The 18448-nt window shown below is 47.0% G+C and carries 19 protein-coding genes; 10 read left to right on the plus strand and 9 right to left on the minus strand.

Annotated features, from left to right (window positions below):
- Nucleotides 1-45: 45 nt before the first annotated feature.
- On the minus strand, nucleotides 46-1158 hold the full coding sequence (gene yfkAB / locus VJ374_RS03395; RefSeq protein WP_308102393.1) for a radical SAM/CxCxxxxC motif protein YfkAB: 1113 nt from the start codon (nucleotides 1156-1158) through the stop codon (nucleotides 46-48).
- Between the two features lie 84 nt (nucleotides 1159-1242).
- Between yfkAB and VJ374_RS03400 the strand changes: the two genes are divergently transcribed.
- On the plus strand, nucleotides 1243-1455 hold the full coding sequence (locus tag VJ374_RS03400) for an SE1561 family protein (RefSeq protein ID WP_023467294.1): 213 nt from the start codon (nucleotides 1243-1245) through the stop codon (nucleotides 1453-1455).
- A gap of 40 nt (nucleotides 1456-1495) precedes the next feature.
- A complete protein-coding gene (gene rlmD, locus VJ374_RS03405; protein WP_056063648.1) occupies nucleotides 1496-2881 on the plus strand; it encodes a 23S rRNA (uracil(1939)-C(5))-methyltransferase RlmD in 1386 nt (461 codons plus the stop codon).
- Nucleotides 2882-2950: 69 nt separating this feature from the next.
- Here rlmD and VJ374_RS03410 read toward each other — a convergent pair whose 3' ends face one another.
- The 7 genes from VJ374_RS03410 to VJ374_RS03440 form a co-directional block, all read right to left on the minus strand.
- On the minus strand, nucleotides 2951-3829 hold the full coding sequence (locus tag VJ374_RS03410; protein WP_290787848.1) for an aldo/keto reductase: 879 nt from the start codon (nucleotides 3827-3829) through the stop codon (nucleotides 2951-2953).
- Between the two features lie 32 nt (nucleotides 3830-3861).
- Nucleotides 3862-4425: a TVP38/TMEM64 family protein gene (locus VJ374_RS03415; protein ID WP_056063653.1), complete on the minus strand. Its 564-nt coding sequence runs from the start codon at nucleotides 4423-4425 to the stop codon at nucleotides 3862-3864.
- Nucleotides 4425-5819, minus strand: a complete 1395-nt coding sequence (locus VJ374_RS03420; RefSeq protein WP_329470178.1) for a sensor histidine kinase — start codon at nucleotides 5817-5819, stop codon at nucleotides 4425-4427. Before VJ374_RS03420 ends, VJ374_RS03415 begins: the two co-directional genes overlap by 1 nt.
- Nucleotides 5816-6499, minus strand: coding sequence for a response regulator transcription factor (locus VJ374_RS03425; protein WP_023467299.1), 684 nt, complete (start codon nucleotides 6497-6499; stop codon nucleotides 5816-5818). Before VJ374_RS03425 ends, VJ374_RS03420 begins: the two co-directional genes overlap by 4 nt.
- Before the next feature lie 127 nt (nucleotides 6500-6626).
- The gene (locus tag VJ374_RS03430; protein ID WP_023467300.1) at nucleotides 6627-7187 is read right to left on the minus strand and encodes a GNAT family N-acetyltransferase; all 561 of its coding nucleotides are present in this window, start codon (nucleotides 7185-7187) and stop codon (nucleotides 6627-6629) included.
- Between the two features lie 230 nt (nucleotides 7188-7417).
- The gene (locus VJ374_RS03435; RefSeq protein WP_308102396.1) at nucleotides 7418-8557 is read right to left on the minus strand and encodes an amidohydrolase; all 1140 of its coding nucleotides are present in this window, start codon (nucleotides 8555-8557) and stop codon (nucleotides 7418-7420) included.
- 18 nt (nucleotides 8558-8575) lie between these two features.
- Nucleotides 8576-9484, minus strand: a complete 909-nt coding sequence (locus VJ374_RS03440) for a TIGR01777 family oxidoreductase (protein WP_329470181.1) — start codon at nucleotides 9482-9484, stop codon at nucleotides 8576-8578.
- A 133-nt stretch (nucleotides 9485-9617) separates the two neighbouring features.
- Between VJ374_RS03440 and VJ374_RS03445 the strand changes: the two genes are divergently transcribed.
- From VJ374_RS03445 to VJ374_RS03465, 5 genes are all read left to right on the plus strand, one after another.
- Nucleotides 9618-10433 carry a RecX family transcriptional regulator gene (locus VJ374_RS03445; protein ID WP_308102398.1) on the plus strand — a complete coding sequence of 272 codons (816 nt, stop codon included), beginning with the start codon at nucleotides 9618-9620 and terminating at the stop codon, nucleotides 10431-10433.
- Between the two features lie 321 nt (nucleotides 10434-10754).
- Entirely contained in the window at nucleotides 10755-12482 is a 1728-nt protein-coding gene (locus VJ374_RS03450; protein ID WP_329470182.1) for an ABC transporter ATP-binding protein, read from the plus strand.
- A gap of 14 nt (nucleotides 12483-12496) precedes the next feature.
- On the plus strand, nucleotides 12497-14557 hold the full coding sequence (locus VJ374_RS03455) for an ABC transporter ATP-binding protein (protein ID WP_329470183.1): 2061 nt from the start codon (nucleotides 12497-12499) through the stop codon (nucleotides 14555-14557).
- A 60-nt stretch (nucleotides 14558-14617) separates the two neighbouring features.
- On the plus strand, nucleotides 14618-14938 hold the full coding sequence (locus VJ374_RS03460) for a DUF1811 family protein (protein ID WP_023467306.1): 321 nt from the start codon (nucleotides 14618-14620) through the stop codon (nucleotides 14936-14938).
- The gene (locus tag VJ374_RS03465) at nucleotides 14935-15207 is read left to right on the plus strand and encodes a YfhJ family protein (protein ID WP_023467307.1); all 273 of its coding nucleotides are present in this window, start codon (nucleotides 14935-14937) and stop codon (nucleotides 15205-15207) included. Before VJ374_RS03460 ends, VJ374_RS03465 begins: the two co-directional genes overlap by 4 nt.
- 45 nt (nucleotides 15208-15252) lie before the next feature.
- Here the strand turns inward: VJ374_RS03465 and VJ374_RS03470 are convergent, their stop codons facing one another.
- Complete coding sequence (locus tag VJ374_RS03470; RefSeq protein WP_035412727.1) at nucleotides 15253-16236, minus strand: metal-dependent hydrolase; 984 nt, start codon at nucleotides 16234-16236, stop codon at nucleotides 15253-15255.
- Nucleotides 16237-16339: 103 nt separating this feature from the next.
- On the opposite strand from VJ374_RS03470, the gene mutY reads away from it, so the two are divergent.
- The 3 genes from mutY to ntdP all read left to right on the plus strand — a co-directional run bounded on the left by mutY (nucleotide 16340) and on the right by ntdP (nucleotide 18440).
- Complete coding sequence (gene mutY / locus VJ374_RS03475; RefSeq protein ID WP_329470185.1) at nucleotides 16340-17356, plus strand: A/G-specific adenine glycosylase; 1017 nt, start codon at nucleotides 16340-16342, stop codon at nucleotides 17354-17356.
- Nucleotides 17356-17781, plus strand: coding sequence for an SRPBCC family protein (locus tag VJ374_RS03480; protein ID WP_035412732.1), 426 nt, complete (start codon nucleotides 17356-17358; stop codon nucleotides 17779-17781). The genes mutY and VJ374_RS03480 overlap by 1 nt, the downstream gene beginning before the upstream one ends.
- Before the next feature lie 116 nt (nucleotides 17782-17897).
- On the plus strand, nucleotides 17898-18440 hold the full coding sequence (ntdP, locus tag VJ374_RS03485; RefSeq protein ID WP_023467311.1) for a nucleoside tri-diphosphate phosphatase: 543 nt from the start codon (nucleotides 17898-17900) through the stop codon (nucleotides 18438-18440).
- The last annotated feature ends 8 nt before the right edge of the window (nucleotides 18441-18448 follow it).

Raw genomic sequence — 18448 nt, forward strand, 5'->3', positions numbered from 1 at the left:
GACATTTTTCCCGGGATGGCATCGTTCAAAACCTATTTTTCATTTTTAAAGCCGACTAGTTTGTTTTTTGAAATCAATCTCAGGGTAATAAGCATTCTTCACAAGCGCGTTCGGTCCAAGGCACTGCACTGCAGGACAGTGACACGACAAACTTTTATTCAGCTCTGTCTCTTGCCACTGGGCATACGCATCATTGAAGGACGTCTCGTGAATCGTACCGAGCGAAGCGAGTTCGTCACCGAAATCGGTTACGATGATTTCACCGTCGAAGATGTTGACGTTGAGACGGGAACGACCATCTGGGTCATTTCGGACCGATACGTTTTTCTCCTGACGCAAGCGACGATGCAGTTCTAAATCTGCCTCCTCCATTGAACAAGCATAGAAGGGGAGTGTTCCGAACAACATCCAGACGTTCGGATCCCGGACGTCAAGCAAACGATGGATTCCATTGCGAATTTCGGATAAGCTAGCGGCTTCGATCATCGACGCGAAGTCAGCTGGGTACATTGGATGCACTTCGTGACGGACACAGCCCATATCGACGATTTCTTTATGGATCGCTTCAAGATGTGGCAACGTCCGTTTATTGATCATCGTTTCGGCAGACACGATGACACCACGTGCATTCAAGACACGAGCATTCTCTTTCATCGTTTCAAATAGTTTCGTTCGTGCTTCACGTGACGGTTTTCGCTCCATCATCGCAAAGCCACCATCGATGAAATCATCGGCTGTTCCCCAGTTATGTGAGATATGCAAGACATCGAGATAAGGGATAATTAATTCATAACGAGATAATGGAAGTGTTAAATTTGAGTTGATTTGGGTTTTAGCGCCACGTTCGTGGGCATACTTAAGTAAAGGGACGACGTACTCCTTGACGGACTTCATTGAAAGCATCGGTTCGCCGCCTGTAATGGAAAAGGCGCGTAGGTGTTCGATTTCATCCAGACGTTGAATAAGCAGTTCGACAGGGATTTCAGGTGACTCGCTACTGGATAACATGTAACCAACGGCACAATGTTCGCAGCGCATGTTACACAGTTTTGTCGTCGTGACTTCAATGTTCGTCAAACGGACCGTGCCGTATTGTTCAATGTCGCGATAAGCTTCCCACGGATCGTTCGCGATCGTGATGGGTGATGAATGTGACATAGATACTCCTCCTTTTTAGTGCTCCACTTCGTATCGTATGCTAAAATAACGTCGGAATCCAGCGGAAGAAAGGAAGTCTGAATAATGGGAAAAGCAAGAACTGATAAACTTGGTCAAATGAATGTGCTAAAATCAAGAATGCAGCTTCTCTGTCATACAATCGATTCACTCGATGAATCATCAGATATCGAAGATTTGGAACGACTGATCGTATCACTAGATCAACTCAAGGCGAAAGTCGTTCGGTATGCGAAAGATATGAAAGAACAAGAAGAAACGAAAAAAGCGGTAGATTGAGACCGCTTTTTCATTTGCGTAAAGAGAAAGGATGAAATCAATGGCAACAAAAATCAAATTACAGACAGGTGAGGTCCGTTCGGTCACTTGTCTACGGATGGGCATCAACGGTGAAGGGATCGCGACGCTCGAGCGACAAATCGTCTTCATCCCAGGATTGCTTGTAGGTGAGACGGCGCAAATCGAGATCACGGAAATTCATGCGAACTATGCGAATGCAAAGATCTTAAAGCGTGACGATCGTTCACCAGACCGCGTGACACCACTTTGCCCAGTCTATAGTGTCTGTGGTGGCTGTCAATTACAACATATGAGTTACGATGGGCAATTGCGTTATAAGGAAGAGATGCTTCGCAATGCGTTCTTAAAATCAACGAAATTGAATGTCGAAAAGGCCGATATCCGTCCGACGATTGGTTCGAAGGAGTGGGGTTATCGCAATAAATCACAATTCGTCGTCGGGAAACAAGGCAATGAAATCGTTAGTGGTCTCTATTCTGCGAATTCGAATCGTCTGGTCGCAATCGATGATTGTGTCGTCCAAAATAAGGATACGCTTCGTGTCAACCAAGCTGTCACGAAATTACTCAACGATTATAAAGTACCTGTTTACCATGCAGCAAAACAAGACGGTGTCATGCGCCATATCGTCGTCCGGACAGGAATCAAAACGGGTGAAATTCAAGTCGTACTCGTTGCCTTTAAAGACGGCTTCCGTGATCTAGAGGGTTTGTCGCGCGATATCATGGACATTCCAGGTGTCGTCTCGGTCGCGCTGAACATCAATGATAAGTTGACGTCACGTGTCTTTGGAGAAGAGACGGAAGTCTTGCGAGGTGTCGAACGGATTGAAGAAGAGATGGGCGAGTTCACGTATCAACTGTCGCCACGCGCCTTCTTCCAGTTGAACCCGGAACAGGCAGAACGGATGTATGAGGAAATTGCCCGTGCTGCTGCTTTGACAGGCGAAGAACGTGTCGTTGATGCTTACGCAGGTGTCGGTTCAATCGGACTTTGGATTGCTAAGGGTGCAAAAGAAGTCCGTGGTATGGAAATCATCGAAGAAGCAGTTGAAGATGCGAATGCGCATATGAAGCAATATGGCTTTGACCATGCGCATTATGTCGTCGGTAAGGCAGAAGCATGGATTCCACGTTGGGTGAAGGAAGGCTGGATTCCAGACGTCTTCATCGTCGATCCCCCCCGTTCAGGTTGCGATACGCAGTTATTGAACGCAATGATTTCGTCTAAGGCGAAAAAAATCATCTATGTCTCGTGTAACCCGCAGACGCTTGCACGTGATTGCGATCATTTGATGAAAGCGGGATATAAGGTATCGTACATTCAACCGTATGATATGTTCCCACAAACGGCGCACGTTGAAGCGATCGTCGTGCTCGAAAAGAAGAAAAAGAAAAAGTTCTAAGCGCGAAATAAGCCCGTATGCACTCCTTGAACGAGTGAACATACGGGCTTATTTTCTGTGACTGCTCACTTACGTTTGCGAAACATAATCGAACGTGGCGTCACATTCGGAAAAACGTTCCTTCAATTGACTGACGCGGTCAGCTGGGAGTGGACCACGTTCAATCAATTGCTGGTTCAAAGCGAGGTGTTCTGGTCGAGACGTTCCGATGATGGCCGTCGTGATTCCTGGTTCGAAAACTGTAAAACGTAACGCGGTCTCAAGCCAGCTAGATTCCTCGAGTGGATAAGCCAGTTGTTGCGCTCGTTCCCAGTATGGTTCAACATATTGCCCGACCGGACGATCCGTGAAGCGCCACGGTGCATTACCGATTGGACGTTTGGCGATGACCCCGTGATTCAAAAGTGTAGGTAAGACTTGATCGACGCGTTGATCAAACAGATTGAAGGATGTCTGGAAACTATCGAAGCGTTTCGTTTCGATGGCATACTGCAAATCTTCTCGATCACCGGAATAGGCAATGACGCGGACTTTTCCAGCTTGTTTTGCTTGTTCAAGCGCTTCGATGACATCACTTTGAGCGAGGATTTCTCGACTACAAGAATGTAAGTGTACGATGTCGAGATGATTCGTTTGCATCGTCTGTAAGGCTTGATCGATGCCACCTTGAACCGCTTCAAACGTCCAATCCTGTGTACCGGGAACATCATAGCCGACTTTCGTCGACAAAATGACGTCGTGCCGACGATTCTTTAGAAATTGTCCGACGCGTTGCTCCGATAAGCCATAGCCGCGTGCTGTATCGATCAGATTGATGCCAAGATCACGTGCTTGTTCGAGCAAATAGATTGCTTCGCGGTCCGTCATCTGTTCTGCACCGATGTGACCGGCTCCGAACCCAAGCGGGGACACGAATAGATCGGATGTTCCAAAACGTCTTAACTTCATGAACGATACTTCCTTTCAGACAACCTGTAGTTTTATATCGATGATGCTCGTTTTTGGCGATTACGATAAATCAGATAACCAACGAGTGCCACGCCTGCTATCGACCATTGGACGATGGACGAGAATTGCATGAATTGATGGACGGCGAGCACTTCGACTAACATCGCTGGAATTTTTCCAATCGTACTCGCAGTTAGGAAGAGTAAGATGGAAATACCACTAGCAGCACTGACAATGTTGACGATGCCTGACGGGACAAATGGTAATAGCCGTAACAAAATGATCGTCCAAAAAGCTTCATGTCCTTGTTGTGTTTGGAGCTTTTGTTGCAAACGATTGACTCGATCTGGAAGCGGGCGACGAAGGGCATATCGTAGTCCTTTCCGGTAAAGTAGAAACGCACAAACCGCACCTAGGACTTCACCGGTGAAGGAGAGCAATGTGCCCGTCCATAGCCCGAAATAGACAAGATTCGCAGCGGTGACGAACGTACTCGGTAGGACACCAAGAACACTGATGACGACGCCAACCAAGACACTAACGAACGGAGCGAACGGTCCGAAGAGTTCAAAGGTTTGGATGACATGTTGTTCCATTATTCGAATTCATCCTCTTCATCCGGAAGAAGCGGTAACTCGATGTGGACGGTCGTTCCTTCTCCAAGAACGGAGTCGAACCGGATCGTCCCATCATGACGATCGATGATGTGTTTTGTGATCGCAAGACCAAGACCGGTTCCGCCATCTTTCCGCGTCCGTGATTTATCGACGCGATAAAAACGTTTCGTCAGTCGATCGAGATGTTCTTCCGGAATGCCTTCTCCTTCGTCCCGGATAAGGCAATGCGTCCGATCGCCGAGCGTTTCAGTCGATAAGAAGATCTGTTTGCCGGGCGGTGTGTATCGTAAAGCGTTATCGAGTAAATTGCCGAAGACTTGCTCGAGACGGTCTGTATCGCCTAAGACAATTTGATCCGGATCGAGATTCATCACGAATGTGACTCCTTTTGACTGGGCGATCGGTTCCATCCGGTAAATGACATCTTCAAGTACTTGACTGAAGACAAGTGGTTGTTTCGACATCGGATAGGAATCGCGTTCAAGTTGAGCGAGATCGAGCAGATCATTGACGAGACGTTGCAGACGCTCCGTTTCCCGCTCAATGATTTGGTAATACTGCGCACGCTTTTCTTCCTCGAGCGAATCATCCTGCATCATCTCCGTATAGCCACGAATGTAGGAGAGAGGTGTCCGCAATTCATGACTGACGTTCGCGAGGAACTCCTTTCGCTGCTCGTCGACCTCACCGAGCGATTCCGCCATCTTGTTCAATGTTTCTGCGAGTTCTCCGATTTCATCGTCCGATTGAATCGGAATCCGGTAATCAAAGTCACCTTGTGCATAAACAGTTGAGGCGCGCTTCATGTCGATCAACGGACGGATGATCGTGTCGATGATTTGTCGTCCGAAGATGACGAGATTCAAGACGATCAGTCCGATCATGAAGAAGATCATCAGGCGGAGTGGGCGGAATGGTTCACTGATTTGACCGAGTTCCAGATACAAGATCAGCGTACCGACCAGTCGATTGTTTTCGATGATCGGAAATCCAGTCATTAGAATGTCCGTTCCTTCAATCGGATGGGTCCGGCTCGAGACGACCGTCTCGCCATTACGAAGCTGTTCGATGTCCGCATTCGTCAAAAAACGGAGTCCTGCCGGATTTTTCTTCAGAAAATCGATGAAGAAGACTTTCGATTCCGTCAATTCATTCGTATAAGTCATCCCATCGTAAAAAGCACCAGATAAGCCTTCGGACTTGTAAATGTTGATTAGCTTTTCCCCACGGTTCAATAAGATATCTTCTTGCGTCTGAAGATAGAACCGGTCGTAGAGATAAAACGTCAGCAGGACAAATAAAATGGCAGAAAAAACGCTCGTGAACCAAATCGTAATCCAAATCCGGCGCCGGATCGTATAGCGCTTAATCATACTTCCTCGAATTTATAACCGATGCCCCAAACTGTTTGAATCGAGCCACCGGCTTCCCCGAGCTTTAAGCGAAGTGTTTTGATATGCGTATCGACCGTCCGTAAGTTACCGATATAATCCGCACCCCAAATTTGATCGAGTAGCTGTTCGCGAGAAAAGACCTTATCATTGTTTTGAGCAAACAGATGCAACAAATCAAATTCCTTACGCGTCAGACTGACCGGCTTGCCATTGACATGGACACTCCGACTTTCAGTGTCGAGTTCAAGCATACCGAGCGTTAAAGTAGCCGATTGATCAACTGTAAAGCGGTGAGAACGACGAAGAGTCGCTTCGATACGAGCAAGTAGTTCTCGGGGGCTGAATGGTTTTGTAATATAGTCATCAGCTCCGATTTTCAGACCGTGGATGCGGTCGAGTTCGTCTGAACGTGCCGTCAGCATGATGATCGGAACATTTGAGAACTCACGGATGCGCATACAGGCTGTCAAGCCGTCCATTTCCGGCATCATGACATCGAGTAGAACGAGATGGAATGTATTTTGTTGAATGAGATGGATGGCTTCTTGTCCGTTAGAAGCTGTCATCGTCGTGTAGTGTTCTTTTTCGAGATTCGAGACGAGAAGGTCACGCATTTGTGCTTCGTCATCTACTACGAGAATGTTAAACGATTCTGGCATTAGTCTTCGCTCCATTTCCTGTAGAAGAAAAGGTTTCTTCCATAAAGATGAGTTTTCTTATTTATCATACCATTTCAAACTTTAGAAACGCATGCGTCGACACAAAAAAGCATGAGAGACAAGGCCCTCATGCTTCGAGTTGTTGGTGATCGTATAGTGTTTCGAGTTCCCGACCATGAATGTACATGTGGAAACTAGATTTTGAGACTTCATACAGCGTGAACTGAGTTTCGCCAGCATTCAATTGCTCAAGAAGCGCAGGGCGCAACTCATCCGCACAGAACGCATACGGCAATTTTTCAGCTGCTTTTTGTGACCGAATATTGCTTTTGCGAATTTTCATGAAGACACTCTCATATCCGAGCTCGAAGAACAGCTCAGAGAAGAAGGCTTCTTTCGCTAAATGATTGTATCCTTTACCATGATACGGTTTACCTAACCATGTACCGAGAAACCCATATTGTCCTTCGATATCGAGTAAACTAATCGTACCAATCGGTTGATCGAATTCATCTAGGATAGTACGTGATACGATTTCACCACGTTCTTCCTCTTCGATTGCCTGCTTTGTAGTAAACAGAAATTCATCAAAGTACCGTGTTTTTTGGCGGACGTACGGATATACGTCTTGATGCTGCATCAGTTCGAACAAATCAGCGCAGTCGCTCAGCTCCCGTTGCTTGAGCATACTTCCATTCCTCCTTTTAGGACCGCAAGAATGATTGTCGAAAGCTACCTGTCTGACTCGTTTGAACCGCGCATGGTATGCCTTCTTCAGTTGTCGGATAAGATAATATTACCTTCTTTTTTTAAAATTGCAAGAAAATAATTTTTGTGAAAAAAGATACAAAAACAAGATGTTTTCCGTAAGCGTCTAAAACCCCCGAAAGGTGCAAAAAACACCTGGCGGGGGTGGGGTTAAATCAAGTTCAGTTGAGCGTGTTCGAAAATGATTTTTCCATCGATCATCGTCATGAGCGGCTTCGCTAAATAGTCGAGTGGGAAGTGACTCCACAGGACGAGATCCGCGTCTTTTCCGATCTCAATCGATCCGACCCGATCGTCCACACCAAGCGAACGGGCTGGATGGATCGTGATCGCGCGTAAGGCGACATCGACCGGTAGACCTTCTCGTGCGGCAAGACCAGCACAGAGGTTCAAGTATTGGACAGGCGTGTATGGATGATCGGTCGTAATCGAGATTTCAAGACCATGTTCGTGAAGAATCCGGTACGTTTCCCATGTCTTATTCTTCAGTTCGATTTTAGACTTTCGCGTAAAGGTTGGTCCGACCGTCACTTTTTCGATCGGTAATTGTTCCATCTCTTTTGCGACGAGATGACCTTCCGTACAATGTTCGATGCGTAAATCAAGATCAAACTCTTCCGCGAAACGAATGGCGGAAAGGATATCATCTGCTCGATGTGCGTGTACACGGAGCGGCATCTTGTGATCGAGGACCCGTTTGATCATTTGATGGGCGAATGTTTCGGAAACCGGTTGCGTTCGAACTTCAAGAAAAGCTTCGCGCAACATCCCCATGATGCCCATCCGTGTCAGTTCACCAGCACGACCAGCACTATGGACACGCTTTGGGTTTTCACCAAGTGCCACCTTCAGACCCGCATACTTTCGAAGAATCATATCATCGATGAACCGTCCGTGCGTTTTGATGACACTCGTGACGCCACCGATGATGTTCATGCTACCCGGCATGACTTGAACGGTCGTGATTCCGTGTTCGACAGCTTCCTTAAAGCCTTCATCCAGCGGATAGACGCCATCAATGGCACGCAGATGAGGAGTCATCGCGAAAATCGTCTCATTCGCATCATTTCCGACGGTTCCGGTACCTTCGTCATATAATCCGAGATGTGTATGGGCATCGATGAAACCGGGCAATAAAAAGTGACCTTCTGCTTCAATGACTTGATCGTCTTCTAAATGATCCAGTAATTCACCGATTTCAATGATTTTCCCATCACGAATGCGGATGTCCCCGTAAAAACTGTCCGAAGTAATCGGATAGATATGTGCATTTCGAATTAAGATATCCAAGTATCGTCCACCCCTGTACTAGTTTGAATGCTCGATTGCTCGTAACGCATCCTTTAGTTCAGCATACCGAAACTTGTATCCGTTTTCGAGCGCTTTTTTCGGAACAACACGAGCTCCTTCTAGTACAATCGTACTCTTTTCACCAAGTGCGAGTTCTAACGCGAAGCGTGGCGCCGGGAGCCAGTGTGGGCGATGTAAGACTTTTCCGACCGTCTGGCCGAAACGACGCATCGTTTCCGGATGAGGAGCAGTGATGTTCAGCGGTCCTTCGACTGTCGGGGTCTCGAGCGCGAATAGGAATAACTCGACTAGATCATCGATGTGGACCCAGGAGACCCATTGTTTACCGTCGCCCATCGTCCCACCACCAAACAAGACATAAGGGAGACGCATTAACGGATAAGCGCCACCGGCTTTCGTCAAGACGACACCAATTCGTGGATGGACGAGTCGAATGCCGGCGTCAGCAATCGGACGAGCAAGATCTTCCCACGCAACACAGACATGACTTAAGAAGTCAGCGGTCGGTGGAAGGGATTGATCTTCAGAGAAGGTTTGATGCCGATCTTGTCCGTAAATGCCAACCGCAGAAGCAGACAAAACGACATTTGGTTTTTGATCGAGTGCTTCAACGATTCGCACGAGCTCCTTCGTCGTACTGACGCGGCTGTCGAGAATGACGCGTTTACGTTCATCCGTCCAACGTCCGTCGTTGATCGAAGCACCAGCAAGATGAATGAATGCATCGACGCCCTCTAAGTGCTGTTCCGGTTTTGCGTCTTCTGTCATCCACTTGATATATGTGACATGCGCATCGTTCGCTTTCGGATGACGCGTCAAGATAAATATGTGATGTCCTTGCTCTAATAAACGCTTCGTCAAGGCTTGACCAATCATACCGGTTCCACCGGTAATCGCAATGTTCATGTAATTCATCCTCCCTGAAATAAGTAAAAGTAGCTTCTTTCCATTTGTTCCCGTTCCATGGTTTCACTCAAACATAGACCTGCCTGTTCATGATATCGTAGAACTACCGAGTCAGGTTAGAGGAGGGAATGTAATGAAGATCAAACGGATCTCGACACAGAAAAAGAACAGCGAACGATTTAATATCTATGTCGAGCGTGATGGCAAAGAAGAGTATGCCTTTGCCGTAGACGTCGATATTTTAATCAAATACAATCTGCAACGCGATAAAGAACTCGATGATGACTTCGTCAAGGAAGTATTGACGGCTGAAGAACAGCAGAAAGCATATCGTCTCTCATTGAATCATTTATCGTACCGCATGCGGGCGACGAGTGAAGTCGTCGCGTATTTAACAGAGAAAGAGACACCGGAGCATGCGATCAAACATGCAATCGAGCGATTGACAGAGCAACGCTATCTAGATGATCAACAGTTCGCACTTGCTTATACGGCAACGAAAAAAGCGACGACACCACAAGGACCTGGACGGATTCGCCGCGACCTTGAGGCATTGAAGATACCGAAGACAGCGATTGATGAAGCGATCGTGACGTTTACGGATGAAGAGGAATACGAAAAAGTCCTGAAGTTTTTGCGGCAAAAGCAAAAAGAGCTGCAACGGCGTTCCATGCGGGAACTGACGCAAAAGCTACAGATGACACTCATGCAACGCGGTTTCTCGTCCGACTTGATCAACGCGGGTATCGAAGAGGTGTTCCGAGCTGAAGAAGGGGACGAAGAAGAACAAGCGGCCCTTTATCAAGCGCGTAAGTATTATCCGAAATATCGACAACTTGAACCGTTCGAGCGTGAACAAAAGGTGAAGCAAGCACTTGTTCGAAAAGGATTTCCATACGGTTTAGCAGCTCAAGTCCTTGAACAAGTCAAAGAAGAAGAAGCAGAATGACGCAATCAAGACGAAAAATTGACAATTATCCGACAATTGTGCTATTCTACGCACAGACTAAGAAAAGGAGGAACCGTCCTATGAAAAAGCCAATTGGTTTCACTCATATCCAACAGCTGAATACGACGGAGACTCTTGAGCACGTATAAGTAATTCATTTCATGTGCGAGCAAGGGGATTCGTCTCCCGAGCGCGCAGACGAACAAGAATGGATCATGCCCATTTCAAGGCATACTGATTCTCGGACTGCATCCGGAAATCCGTATGCCTTTTTGCGTGCTCGGAAAAAGTACTTCATTTTACAGTAAAGGGGGGACCCTCATGCGTTTATTTAATCAATTGAGTTGGTTTCTTAAAGAACACAAATCATCGTACCTCGTAGCAGTCGTCTTGTTAATCATCACCGGCTTCATCGATTTAACGCCACCGTGGCTGATCGGTAAGGTCATCGACGGTTTACGGTCGGGATCGATGGACCGGACGACACTTTTGCAGTATGTCGGCGGATTAACGGTCATCTCCATTGTGTCCTTCATCTTGACGTATCAATGGTTAGCGAAATTATTCGGAACGGCCTTTTTATTAGAACGGACGCTGCGGAGCCGCTTCTTTACGCACTTATTAAAACTGACGCCGACATTCTATCAAAAGAATCGGACGGGAGACTTGATGGCGCTCGCGACGAACGACTTAAAGGCTGTCGAGCGGACAGCCGGATTTGGTGTTTTGACGCTTGTCGACTCGCTGAACATGACAGCGATTACGCTCGTCGTCATGGGTGTCGCGATCGATTGGAAATTGACGCTTGCTGCTTTGTTACCGATGCCGCTCCTTGCCTATGCGATGAATAAGCTCGGGAGTCAGATTCACGGTCGTTTCATCACTGCCCAGGATTCGTTTGGAACGATGAATGACCAAGTCGTCGAGTCGATTTCCGGACTGCGTGTCATCCGCTCGTTCGTACAAGAACCAGTCGACGTCAAACGGTTCGATGATGTCACGACGGATGTTTTTGAGAAAAACATGCACGTCGCAAAAATCGATGTCTTATTTGAACCGATTATCAAGTTACTCGTCGGCTTCAGTTACTTGATCGGCTTATCGTTCGGGACTTATCTCGTCTTTACGAACGACATCACGCTAGGGCAATTGGTTGCCTTTAATATCTATCTCGGGATGCTGATCTGGCCGATGTACGCCTTTGGTGAATTGATCAATGTCATCCAGCGCGGAACAGCAAGTCTTGATCGCTTAGAAGCAACGATGCGAGTCAAACCGTTGATTGTTTCGACACCGCGGGAACACGTCGAACATCCCGAGCGAATCGAGATGAACGATTTGACGTTTACGTATCCAGAGACAGCCCATCCAGTCTTACGCGATTTGAATATTTTGATTGAACAAGGAACAACGATCGGGATCGTCGGACCAACGGGATCCGGGAAAACGACGTTCTTGCGTCAATTCTTACGTGAGTATCCGATTGGACGGGATATGCTGACAGTCAACGGCGTACCGTATGAAGATATTGCGCTAGAGACGGTTCGCGGTTGGACGGGCTATGTGTCACAAGAACATTTACTATTTTCAAAATCTGTTCGGGATAACATTTTGTTTGGTGCAGGTGAAGCGACAGAAGAAGAATTGCAGGAAGCGATTCGTCTCGCATCGTTCGAAAAAGATATCGAGACGCTTGAACAAGGACTTGAGACGATGGTCGGCGAACGTGGTGTGACGTTATCAGGAGGTCAAAAGCAACGTCTGTCGATCGCGCGGGCGATGTTAAAAAAACCAGAATTGCTATTGCTTGATGATTCACTATCAGCGGTAGACGCGAAAACGGAATCACATATCATTGATTCGATTCGATCGAATCGCCACCAATCGACGACATTGATTGTTGCTCATCGTTTATCGGCAGTGGCACATGCGGATGAAATCATCGTCTTACAAGACGGAATGATTTCTGAACGAGGAACACATGACAGCCTGATGGCACAAAATGGCTGGTACGCTCAACAATTCGAGCGACAAAGTGAAGAAATGTAAGGAGGTGCCTCTGCATGAATGAATTGGAATTATATCAACTCGATCCGGCACGTCGGAAGACGACGATCCGTTCGTTAATCCGCTATGCGATGCATGAGAAAAAAGCAATTTTCTTAGGATTGTTTCTACTCGTATTAGCAGTCGGAGCGGAATTGACAGGTCCGTATATCGCCAAAGTCATCATTGATGAACATATCGTTGCGATTGAAAAGGACTGGGTTGAAGTTAAAGCGGACGGTGCGGTCACGTACGACGGTCGTCAGTTCGCCAAAGCACAAGACGTATCTAAAAGTGAAATCGTTCAATCCGTCTCGATCGTCCAAACGGCTAAGGGATACTTGTTCGTACCGAAACAAGTCGTCAGTGGAGGAGAACGGAAAATTAGTGGGAATACGCTGACGGTCACGCGTGGAAACGATGTATACACGTATGACGGTATTCAAAAGCTGACACAAGGGCAGGTCTATGATTTTTATTCAAAGGACTTAAAAGCGATTGGCTGGTTATCGTTGATCTACGTCATTTTGCTGCTTGCAGCAGCTGGTTTGAACTGGATTCAACAAATTTTGCTCCAACGCTCTGCCCATAAAATCATTAAACGGATGCGTCTTGATGTCTTTACGCATCTGCAACGGTTACCGGTCCGTTATTTCGATCAGACGCCAATCGGGAAAATCGTTAGTCGAGTCACGAATGATACGGAGACGATTCGCGATCTTTATCTCGGTGTGCTCGCCCGGGTCTTCTCGGGGATCATCACAATGGCGGGAATTCTCGTCGCGATGTTCTTCCTCGATTATCGATTAGGACTTGTTTCGCTGATCATCATTCCGATCGTCTATTTCTGGATTCAACTGTTCCAGAAACTCGCGACGAAGAATAACTTCAAGGTCCGTTCACTCGTTGCCGACATGAATGGTCAACTGAATGAGAACATCCAGACGATGCCGATCATTCAGGCTTATGCACGTGAGAAGGAAGTTCTTGCTGAATTCGAACAAAAGAATGAAGAGAACTATCAGACACGGGCAAAGTTGTTACGACTTGATGCCTTGATGTCACACAACTTATCCTACTTTTTGAAAAACTTGACGCTCGCCTTGTTGATTTGGGTCGTCGGCGGAAAAAGTCTGACGAATGGATCGTTTTTATCACTCGGGATCTTATATGCGTATATCGATTACGTGTCCCGTTTATTCGAACCGGTCACTCAAATCATGAATCAGCTGTCACCGCTACAACAAGCGCTCGTGTCAGCGGACCGAATGTTCCAGTTGCTCGACGAAAAGGGCGAGCCGGTCGAACAAGGGCGCGTTGCTCGGTTTAAAGGAGCGGTATCCTTCAAAGACGTCGAATTCAGTTACGAAGCGGGAAATCCCGTATTACGTGAAATTCAAATCGATGCTCGTCCTGGCGCGACGATTGCCCTCGTCGGTCATACGGGTAGCGGGAAAAGTTCAATCATGAATTTATTGATGCGTTTTTATGATCCGTCAAAGGGACAGTTGTTGATTGACGGACAGGACGTGACGACTTTACCGAAACAAGCGGTTCGTGAGCATATGGGGATCGTCTTACAGGATCCGTTCCTCTTCACAGGAACGATTCGCTCGAACATCACACTCGGCAATCCTGATATTTCCGAAGAACGAGTACGACAAGCGATCGAAGCCGTCGGCGCGGATCGGTTCATTGATCGTTTACCGAACGGGCTCGATGAACCAGTCATCGAAAAAGGTGCCACGTTATCAGCGGGGGAACGACAGTTGATCAGTTTTGCCCGTGCGTTAGCGTTTGATCCTGCAATCCTAGTTCTTGACGAAGCGACAGCGAGTGTTGACTCGGAAACGGAAGCGGTCATTCAAGATGCCTTGTTAACGTTAACGAAAGGACGAACGACGTTCATCATCGCCCATCGCTTGTCGACGATCAAGGATGCGGATGAGATTCTTGTTCTCGATCATGGTCGGATCGTCGAGCGAGGATCCCATGATGTGCTCCTTGCAACGTCCGGGATTTATGCGAAAATGTATGCGTTACAAAGTAAGCGGAATCTAGAATTGAAATCAAGCTAATCCATCCAGTTTCTCCTCCTTTTCGTTTATACTGAAAAACGAAGAGGGGGAGTTTTTGTAATGGAGACACGGATGAGTCAATTATCGAAATACGAGCTTGAGATGTTGATTACGAAATTAAGTGAACAAAAACGAAAAGCGGAGCAACACGGGAACGTCAGCGAAGTGGAAGTCGTGACGCGAAAAATCGCCATTGCGAAAAGTTATTTGATTGATCCGGCACGATTCGAACGGGGAGCCTTTTACCGAATCGAAGGAGAAGAGGCGCGATTTGAGTTACACTTCGTCAATGGCGTCATGGGTTGGGGACATTTTGAAGGAACGGCTCAGGAAGTCGCGATTCCGCTCGCGTTATTCACAGGAGAGGGAGAACAGACATGACGAATCGAGAACAAGCCCTTCAGCAACTGGCTGAAGAATTATTACAAGTGAATGAAGTATTAACCCCGGAAGAAGCACTGACGTGGGTCGAAGTGCTGTGGGAAGATTTCGAAGCGACACTCGCGCGCGCAGGTGAGAAATATCAAGGTGAAGCCGTTGCGGTTCATTTTGTCGAGCAGCAGATCAAACAGCACGGGGCAATGTTACACCGGTTTAATACGACGAACGAAAAATTCAAGCATTTGATGACAGGTCGAAACGTCGAATGAAAAAAGCTCCGCACATCGGGATTTCCGTTGCGCGGAGCTTTGTCTTTATAATGCAGGGATGAACAGTTTTTTCTGCAAGGTCCGTTCGCTAAACACCCAGCCGGTATAGGAGCTGACGATCTCTTGTGTGGCAGCGTCGATTCTGACGACGGCAACGAATGGATAGACTTCCTTCGTGAAGTAACGCAGGTTGGTGAAGCGGTATTCGACAATGCCATCCTTTCGTGAGACCGTATACGTATGAATCTTCGAAAACTCAAGAAACGCTTGCAAGTCCGCGTTTTGTTTGACGATTTCGTACAAGGCGTCACCGTGTGGTTCGTCCTTGATCCGGAAGTTTCCGCATTCGACGACGGTTCCACTGTTAATCTTAACGACGGAATACTCATCGCGTAAACGTGCCGCGACATGCCATTCATCCCATTTCATGCCAGGGGAGATGAACAGTTTATGCGCACCGCGATAATAGCGGGCTGCGGTCGCGAGGGCATCGTTTCGTAACTTGAATTGAACAGCGTAGTAGATGATGACGATAGCAATTAAAATCGGGAAGATGACGATCGTCGCTCGCGTTAGTAGCCAAATCCCGAACGCGGCATAATACATCGTGAACAGATATGGATCAAATGTATTGATGACACCCCAACCGATCCAGGATTTTTTGAACGGGTGTAAGGCTTGTGTTCCGTAAGCGTTAAACAGATCGACGAAGACATGAAGAGCGACAGCGATCTGTGCCATCAGCCATAATGAAGTCGGAGGTACACCGAATAACGTGCCGATGACGATCGAAAGTAATAATGGCCAAGCGAGCAAAGCGATCAAACCGTGTGATTTTCCGCGGTGTTGGCGCAAGTAGGCGCTGTTTCCTTTAAATTTAAAGACAGTATCGAAGTCCGGTGCGTGTGAGCCGACGAGCGCTGTCGTCGTCACGGCAGCAAACAGCGTCGTGCTCGCTGCGACGTCAGGGTGTAGCGTCGAGATGGCGGCGAGACAAAGTCCCATGCCAATATGCGTACCAGTATCCAATGCGAATTCGCTCCTTCTATGAAATCGTGATGGTGAATCCATCGTGGTTCTGCCGAGTAATTTTTAATTAATATATCGTATTTAAGAGAAAAGAGGTAACCTTTTGACTGTCGTTCAAGAATATTTCACAAACTTTAATAAAACACAATTTACCACAGAACTGATTGCCTGGTTCCTTCGTGAACAGCGAGATCTCCCGTGGCGAAGAACCAAAAACCCGTATCATATCTGGATTAGTGAAATCATGCTCCAACAAACGCGCGTCGATACAGTCATTCCGTATTATGAGCGCTTCACGAAACGTTTTCCGACACCGCATGATTTAGCAGAAGCGGATCAAAGTGAAGTCCTGAAGCACTGGGAGGGCTTAGGGTACTATTCCCGTGTCAAGAACCTTCAAATCGCGGTTCAGGAAGTTGTTGAAAAATATGATGGAATCGTGCCCGATGAAAAGGAATTGTTCAGTCAACTGAAGGGTGTCGGTCCGTATACGACAGGAGCAGTTCTATCGATTGCTTATGGGCAAGCAGAACCGGCAGTGGACGGGAACGTGATGCGCGTCCTATCGCGTGTACTTGGAATTTATGAAGATATCGCTGCACCGAAGACGCGAAAATTGTTTGAAGCGGCCGTGCATCAATTGATTGATCCAGCTGATCCGTCAAGCTTCAATCAGGGGTTGATGGAACTTGGCGCGATGGTCTGTACGCCGAAGTCACCGATGTGTGGACTTTGTCCTGTTCAAGACGTTTGTTTTGCATATGACCGAAACGCACAGGAAGAACTGCCTGTGAAGACGAAGAAAGGGAAGACGCAAATAATTCCTTATGACGCTCTTGTTTATGAAGCAGACGGAAAAATCGCAATTGAACAACGGGGGGAGACCGGTTTGCTTGCTGGCATGTGGCAATACCCACTTCGAGAAGCAGAAGAAGAGCGTGACGGAACGCTTATCGGACATGTTCGACACATCTTTTCGCACCGGATTTGGGAGATTGCTGTCTATCGCGTGACGGAACAGCCGGACCAGACGATACTAGTTGATCAGGAAACGTATGCGACGCATCCGATATCTGTCGCCCAAATGAAGATTGATCGACTATTAAAGGGGGAGATCTAATGCATACTTTTCGATTTGAGACGCGTGTCGATACATCAAAGAAGCAAGCGTGGGATTTTTTAAGTGATGCCAAGGCATTGAGTCGATTGACGGTATTTCCGCAAGTGAAGACGTCGGGTGATACACGGACGCGAGCCGGGAATACGATTCGTCTACGTGTCGGAGTTTCACCACTATTTGTCTCGTGGACGTCTTGGATTCCTTTCGTAGAAGAATATGTCTTCGTCGATGTTGGTACAAAAGTGCCGTATCCGTTTCGTGCCTGGTGCCACGTGCACCGAGTCGAAGAACGTGAATCTGGCGTCTATTTCATGGATGAAGTGACGTATGCCTCCTTCTTACCAGCCTTCGTCATTGAAGCATTCATCTTGAAACCGATGTTCAAACAGCGAAAAAATGCGATTTTGAATCACTTTCAAGGCTGAATTCCGTCATTTTTCTGAAAAAATACCCTTTCGTTTTTCATGTGTTCTGAAAATGGGTATAATAAGCACGAGAGTATAACAGAATGGAAGAAAAACGCTTTAGAAAGGAGTAGCACATGAGTCGATTCCCAAAAGAAAGTAGCAAGATTGAGATTCAAAGTTTCAAACATAACGGGAGCTTACACAGAGTTTGGGAAGAAACGCTCGTGCTGAAATCGACGGAAGAAGAATTGATTGGGTTCAATGATCGCATCATGGTCAGTGAATCGGATGGTCGTCAGTGGCGAACGCGAGAGCCTGCAATCTGTTATTTTTCAACAGAACTCTGGTTCAATGTCATTTGTATGATTCGGGAGGATGGCATTTACTACTACTGCAACCTCGGATCCCCTTCTACGTTCGATGAGAAAGATCGAGCAGTCAAGTACATTGATTATGATTTAGATATCAAAGTATATCCGGATATGTCCTACATGATCCTCGATGAGGACGAATATGAGAAACATCGCCGCGAGATGAATTATCCGAAGGCGATCGATCGTATTTTGAAAGACAATGTCCAAATCCTGATCCAGTGGATTCGTAGTCGCAAGGGTCCATTTAACCCGGCTTTTGTGGATATGTGGTATCGTGAATATGAAACAAGATATCGGAGATGATGGTTCGC

The organism is Exiguobacterium sp. 9-2 (genome assembly GCF_036287235.1).
Taxonomy (GTDB): domain Bacteria; phylum Bacillota; class Bacilli; order Exiguobacteriales; family Exiguobacteriaceae; genus Exiguobacterium_A.